Below are 4,402 nucleotides of genomic sequence, written 5' to 3' on the forward strand. Positions count from 1 at the left end.
AATGGCTTCACTATTTGGCTACCAGAGCTATAAAGCATCTGAATATCTATTCCATTTTTTCTCACAAATTTGTACGCAACTTTGAAGCTATTGCTAAACCCAAACACGGCCCGGTATTGACGCCGCTTAGACTTAACTGGTACCCATCCGTGTGACTTAAGCTCTTTGATGAAGGCATCAGGGGTTGATATACCATGAACAAGAGGTGATCCTTTTGGCAAAACAATATCACCATCAGAGCGGCCTCTAGCTCGTCTGATTTGCACTCAATTCTGCCACTGCAATCCCAGTTCAGATATTTCAGATCCTTTACTAGTGCAGGCCTTAATTTTTGATCCGCTCTACGAACTATCACTTTATCGCCTTGCTTGATGTCAGTGCGGAAACATTGCACAGGAAACTCCTTGGTAGAATCCTCGAAGGAAACAAAAGCAATTATGTAGCTCATAAATAATCCTTTATCTTAGGTTCACAGAACACGACCAGCCTAACATTTTATTAGTGCACATGCGCGTTTACCTCGTTGGGTCAGTGAAAGCGCTCACAGTTAACTGTCTGTATGTAAAGAACTTATCAGCTTTTTATCAAATACACCATCCGGAAAAACGCGTATGTATGTGTTCCAAACCTATTAACTAATGTGGGTGAGGTATATTCAAATGATTTTAAATGGTTTTGTTGATTTTAGGCGGGGAGGGGGCGCTCGCTTATCAGTTTAAAAACACTTAAAAGTGCTGATATTTCAATACGTCTGCATACCATACCTTGTTAGCCGCTTTACGCTAGCGCGAAACGTAAGCCCAATAGATGAGGATTTGTCGGGCAACTCGTGCGCAAATTGTCGATTACGCTAACGAGCCAAAATACCGAATGGTGCATCAGCTTTTTAGCGAAATTATCCGCAAAGTGGCTAGCCAGGATTGTCATTGTGATCTCAGTGGCCGTTGGCGACATTGCTGCTCTGCTACGTTCTCGCGGGAATGACCCCATGAAATTAGCCTTGCTAACTTGTAGTCTTAGCTTAAATCAGCATAATGCTTCGACCGATTAAGCTGCACGCTAGCGTTTACGGCGGTTTGTGGCGCCCACCTGTGATGCTACAAATGCCATCATTACGCCCTTAGGCAGCAGCTTTTATGTCGTTTTACTGCAGGGTTTAATGCATTTTAACATCTTGATATAGGATTGATTCTTTCTTTGACTCGCTCCCGGCAACTGACATCAAAGCAGGCATTTTCTCACAACGTCGCCACTCAGCCTTCTGTGGCAAAAGGTGGCGCTGTGGGGAGTCGACTCTCGGCCGAAGTGCAACGTGCATTTTTGCCCGATGGGGTGTTAGCCAAACATATTCAGGGATTTAGTGCGCGCGCAAGCCAAATAGCAATGGCCACGCTGGTGAGTGATGCCATCGCCAGCAAGGGCAATGCGGTGATTGAAGCGGGCACAGGGGTGGGTAAAACCTTCGCCTATTTAATTCCGGCGATGTTGAGTGGCAAGCAAGTGATCGTCAGTACTGGCAGTAAAAACTTGCAGGAGCAGTTGTTTTTAAAGGATTTACCTGCGCTCACCGCCATGTTGGGGATGGCACCCAAACTCGCCTTATTAAAAGGGCGCAATAATTACTTGTGTCAGTACCGGCTCGATAGGCAAATGCAGGAGGCGAGCCATATCGAGGCGCGTTTACTGGACGATTTGTTAAAAATTAATCAGTGGGCGGGCATGAGTCAAGACGGCGATATTGGCACCCTGACCTCGGTGCCTGAACATTCTCCTGCGCTTCCCTTAGTGGTCAGTACGAAAGAGACTTGCCTTGGCCAGCGCTGCGACAGTTATGACGCCTGCTTTACCCGCAAGGCTCGCAGTCGTGCCATGGAGGCTAAGATTATTGTCGTCAACCACCATTTGTTTTTTGCCGATAGTGTGTTGAAGGATACGGGGTTTGCCGAGTTATTGCCCGATCCCGATGTGGTCATTTTTGATGAAGCCCATCTTTTACCGGATATTTGCGTTAACTATTTTGGTCAACAATGCGCGACTCGCGCCCTTGACGATCTGCTTCAAAAGCTGCTTGTTGTCTATCAAACCGAATTGACTGATACCGGACAAATTGCGCAATTTTGTCAACGTTGTTTGGTTAAATTAACGGATTGGCATAATCAGTTATATGCAAGTGGCGAGTTAGACTGGCGACTCATGCTAGGAAATAAAGCCATTGCAGTGGCCTCCTGGGATGTATTGGCGGAGTTAACCGCGCTGCAAACGTTATTGCTCGCGCACATTGGCCGCAGCAGCACACTGGATGATATTGCCATCAGGTTGGCAGAATTCATTCAAAAGCTGAGTGTGTTTTTTCATTGCGATAATCCGCAGGCGGCCTACAGCATCGAACTGGGCAGTCGTTTTGTGGTGCTACGGATTTCGCCTATCAATATTGCCCTTGAGTGCCAGCAGTTGTTTGCACCGCAAACCAGTTGGATATTTACCTCGGCAACCTTGCAAGTTAACCGCAGTCTTGGCCATTTTGCCAAAGAAATGGGCATTGCCAAGGCGCAGCAAGTGATTTTAGACAGCCCCTTTGATTATCCCCGTCAGGCGGTTTTTTGCGTGCCAAGGCAATTGGGAAATGTGGCCAATCAGCAGCAGGCGCTTAAGCAGTTAGTCGATGTTTGTGTCAAAGCCATTGAGGCGGCGCAGGGGCGCACCTTTATTTTGTTTACCAGCCATAAAATGCTCGAGCAAACGGCGCTCGCATTGCGTTCTCGCACCCCGTATCCGCTGTTGGTGCAAGGCCAAGCGGGTAAACAGAGTTTATTGACCAAGTTTCGTCAGCTTGGCAATGCTGTGCTCCTTGGCACCAGCAGTTTTTGGGAAGGGGTCGATGTGCGCGGCAAATTGTTAAGCTGCGTGGTCATCGACAAGTTACCCTTTGTCTCCCCCGACGATACCTTGTACCGCGCCCGCGCTGATAATGTGAGTCGCAGGGGCGGCGATCCCTTTACGGAAGTGGCATTACCTCAGGCGATTATTGCATTAAAACAAGGCGTTGGCCGGCTCATTCGTGATGAAAAAGATCGTGGCGTATTGATCCTTTGCGATAATCGCATCGTTAACCGTGACTATGGCCAAGCCTTTTTAAACTCACTGCCGCCGATGGCCCGCACCCGCGATTTAGATAAAGCGTTAGCGTTTTTAAGGCAAATCCCCTGAGATTGCGCCGCAAACGCAGAGGCCTTATGGGCATCATGCTGTGGTCAGTGGCCACAATCTGAGGGGTAACACATGAATTTGCATGATAAAAATCCCGTCTAAGCCCTAGCAATATGCCATTTGCTCGCGTAAAATTCGTATCCTTTTATTTCGTTATAGCTAGCAACGCGTCTGGCATTAACGCCCGATAACCTGAGCACCCAAATAGCCTGAAATTTTGGCGCCCATAGCACTTGTTTATCAAGCGCGACTATGCAGTGGAAGAGAAAATGCAGCAGTTAACTGAGATCGTAGAGCAAGCCTTAGTCATTATTGACCAGGCCAGTGATCTAAAAGCACTGGATGATATCCGTGTCGATTACCTTGGCAAGAAAGGTAAGATCACCGACATGATGAAACTGATGGGTAGCTTAAGCCCAGCAGAAAAGCCTGCCTTTGGCCAAGCGGTCAATGATGCGAAACAGGCGATTCAGCAAAAATTAACTGAGCGTATCGATGGTTTAAAACGTTCGGAATTGGAAGCGAAATTAATCGCCGAAAAAATTGACGTGACGTTACCAGGCCGCACCATGGAAAATGGTGGCTTACATCCCGTGACTCGCACGATTGAGCGAATTGAAACCTTCTTCGGCGAATTAGGGTTTACGGTAAAGCATGGGCCTGAAATTGAAGATGATTTCCACAATTTCGACGCGCTGAATATCTCTGAGCACCATCCTGCTCGTGCCGATCATGATACCTTTTACTTTAATCCTAAGCTGATGCTGCGTACTCAAACTTCGGGCGTGCAAATTCGGACCATGGAAACCGAAAAACCGCCACTGCGCATTATCTCTCCGGGCCGGGTGTATCGTAACGATTATGACCAAACCCACACGCCGATGTTCCACCAAGTGGAAGGCCTGCTCGTGGATGAACATGTGAACTTTGCTGAACTTAAAGGCATTTTGCATGATTTTCTGCGGAACTTCTTTGAAGAGGATTTGCAGGTGCGTTTCCGCCCATCTTATTTTCCCTTCACTGAGCCTTCGGCCGAAGTGGATGTGATGGGTAAAAACGGCAAATGGTTAGAAGTGTTAGGCTGCGGCATGGTGCACCCAAATGTGCTGCGCAGTGTGGGCATCGATCCAGAAAAATACTCTGGTTTTGCTTTTGGTATGGGGGTTGAGCGTCTCACTATGTTGCGTTACGGCGT

Annotated in this window: 2 protein-coding genes and 1 pseudogene; 2 read left to right on the forward strand and 1 reads right to left on the reverse strand. The window is 47.7% G+C overall.

Annotated features, from left to right (window positions below; genetic code table 11):
• Positions 1-266 (reverse strand): annotated as a pseudogene (locus ACRCZA_RS12735) (hypothetical protein); the annotation flags it as partial.
• 931 nt (positions 267-1,197) lie between these two features.
• Between ACRCZA_RS12735 and ACRCZA_RS12740 the strand changes: the two are divergent.
• Both ACRCZA_RS12740 and pheS read left to right on the forward strand, forming a co-directional pair.
• Positions 1,198-3,207, forward strand: a complete 2,010-nt coding sequence (locus ACRCZA_RS12740) for an ATP-dependent DNA helicase (protein WP_438674798.1) — start codon at positions 1,198-1,200, stop codon at positions 3,205-3,207.
• Positions 3,208-3,476: 269 nt separating this feature from the next.
• Positions 3,477-4,402 (forward strand): phenylalanine--tRNA ligase subunit alpha (pheS, locus tag ACRCZA_RS12745; RefSeq protein WP_438674799.1); only part of this gene is annotated, 926 nt, incomplete at its 3' end.

It is taken from the genome of Shewanella sp. (assembly GCF_051658185.1).
Classification (GTDB): domain Bacteria; phylum Pseudomonadota; class Gammaproteobacteria; order Enterobacterales; family Shewanellaceae; genus Shewanella.